The sequence below is a fragment of the Bartonella sp. AA126HLJHH genome (genome assembly GCF_042197425.1).
GTDB lineage: Bacteria > Pseudomonadota > Alphaproteobacteria > Rhizobiales > Rhizobiaceae > Bartonella.
The window spans coordinates 1-2,115 of sequence record NZ_JBHIRU010000073.1 but is presented as its reverse complement, the minus strand read 5'-3'; the positions used below and the strand labels follow the sequence as shown (position 1 = coordinate 2,115).

General features: G+C 36.5%; 1 protein-coding gene and 1 pseudogene. Both read left to right on the top strand.

The features are described from left to right. A pseudogene (locus ACFIQC_RS09700) lies at positions 1-495 on the top strand (ABC transporter substrate-binding protein); the annotation flags it as partial. Between the two features lie 907 nt (positions 496-1,402). Further along, positions 1,403-2,115 (top strand): ABC transporter substrate-binding protein (locus ACFIQC_RS09695; protein ID WP_375621876.1); only part of this gene is annotated, 713 nt, incomplete at its 3' end.

Below are 2,115 nucleotides of genomic sequence, written 5' to 3'. Positions count from 1 at the left end.
AGTATTTTTGCCGGTGCCTCTCCTTATCCTTTTGCTTTGCCTATTGCTCAGTCTCTCCAAGACAATGCAAAAAAGGTGGGGGTGCGTTTTAAAATTGAACGTTTTGTAGGTACGCAATTGTTTTCAAAATTTTATGCGCGTGGTTTTGATACAATTTTTTTCGGATGGAATAATGGCTCTGCGGATCCTCATACAATGGCTTCACGTCTTATTTATAATCCAGATAATCGGCTTGAGGCGAAAAATACAGGCTATGCGAGTTGGTGCCATGGGTATTTGGATGAAACTATGAATCAAAAGGTTCAAGATGCATTGTTTCAAAAAGATCCCAAAAAACGGGCGCAAATGTATGCTGATTTACAACGTGATTTTATGCAGAAAGGGCCTTATGCTTTTATCTATCAGACATATGTTTCTGTAGCGATGACATCTGATGTCAAAAAATGGGTTTGGAATAGTGCACCACGTATTTTTTATAGTGCAATTGAAAAATAAGAAGGTATCAAGTTTATAAAATATAAAAAACATGGTCATGATATATTTGATGTATTGCAAAGCTCTTTAATACTTTGCAATACGTTGAATTCTATCGGGAATGGATTACTATGTTGTGTAGAGAATTTTGTTTCAAAACATTCTATTGGGAAGAGAGGTTATTTATCTCGATAAATTCTACGTGTATAGATATTAATATTTGATATTTCAATTTATATGTATAGAAAGTAATAAATTTGTTTGTTGCAAAAGACAGGTGTAACGAATAAAGCAAAGTTTAGTGTTTCTGAAAAAATGGGGACTTTATAAAATGTTTTGGTGAGAAAAACTGTTGTATGCGGGTACGTGGGGAAACATCAAGCTACTCTTCTCATACCTCAGGTTACATTCCTTATGACTTAAAATATGATAATCTATAGGTTCGAAGCTGTTATTTGATACGGAGTTATAATAAAGTTCGAATTTTCTTCTGAAGAAGGGTGAAAATGGTTACGAAAAAATTTATTCAGGATCATCAAAATATCAAATTGTTTTGAGGCTTTTGAAGCAATTAGAGTAGCGCTTTGATGATACTTTTTAGAAAATCGCAAGAAGAAACTTGAAAAAGAAATCTTTTTAATGAAGCAAGGAAGGATTTTGGTCTGATATGCTCTGAATTATAAGTGCCGTGATGTCGTGTGCTATCGTGCGTGATAGCTTCATTTTAATCAGATCGTTTTGCGTTGCATATGTTCGTTTGTTCTATACGTATTTGGGAGGGAAGGAGCTTTTGAAAAGTGGCTGCTGCTTTTAGAGATTTTGATATTTTACCTCTAGGAGGCGTGTTTTCTAAGCATGATCTTATCATTTTTGCATGTTGTCACATGGGAAGTTATACAATAACCTTAAATCTTAAAAGGAAAATTCTATGAACGGGAAAAGAAAAATATTGAAAAAGGGCAGTTCTTTTGTTTCTGCTGTTCTTGCAATGGGGATGTTTGTGCAACAAGTTTCAGCGAAAACACCTGCCGATACGCTTGTGATGGCTTGGAATCTTGATACAATAAGTACATTTGATCCCGCACAAATCAATGACCGTTATGGTAATGAAGTTCTTGTTAATGTTTGTGATAATTTAGTCGTTTCTGCTACAGATGATGCTGCTAAAATGGTTCCTTCTTTAGCGAAGAGTTGGGATGTTTCAAGTGATGATCAGAGTACGGTGATTACTTTTCATTTGCGTGATGGTTTGAAGTTCAACGATGGTCGTCCTGCGAATGCCAATGATCTTATTTGGAGCATGAAGCGGGTTGTTCAATTGAAGATGGCTACTGCGGCGACATTTAATGAATATGGGATTACAGAACAAAACGTTGATGAGGCTTTTCAAGCACCGGATGACAAAACGGTTGTGATGAAATTTGATAAACCTTATCCAGCAGAGCTCATTCTTAGCCATTTTGCCACTAGTCGTACTCTTGCTTTGCTTGATCGTGAAACACTCATGAAACACGAAAAAAATGGTGATATGGGAAACCGGTATTTGGCAAGCCATTCTGCTTGTGTTGGTCCTTATCAGCTAGAGAGTTGGCGCCCTGGAGAAGGAATTTTGTTGCGTGCAAGCTCCAATTATTGGGGGGA